The sequence below is a fragment of the Arthrobacter sp. Y3225116 genome, assembly GCF_059091245.1.
The window spans coordinates 1-288 of record NZ_JBNHGL010000619.1 but is presented as its reverse complement, the minus strand read 5'-3'; the positions used below and the strand labels follow the sequence as shown (position 1 = coordinate 288).

Below are 288 nucleotides of genomic sequence, written 5' to 3'. Positions count from 1 at the left end.
ACCGTGGCCGAGGCGCTGGCCGCCGGCGGGGCCCTGGAGTATGAACTGGTCCGGATCAAGACCGAGGGCGACGTGCTGCGGGGGCCGCTGGCCCAGATCGGCGGAACCGGAGTCTTCACCGCCGCGCTGCGCGAGGCGCTGCTGGACGACCGCTGCGACGTGGCCGTGCATTCGCTCAAGGACCTGCCCACCGGCGTGGCCGAGGGGCTGCAGATTGCCGCCATTCCCGCCCGCGTGGACGTCCGCGACGCCCTCTGCGCGAGGGACGGGCTGACCCTGGCCGGGCTG

General features: G+C 74.3%; 1 pseudogene. It reads left to right on the top strand.

Annotation, left to right across the window (positions count from 1 at the left end):
* Positions 1-3 precede the first annotated feature (3 nt).
* Positions 4-288, top strand: a pseudogene (locus AC5RV2_RS19240) (hydroxymethylbilane synthase); the annotation flags it as partial.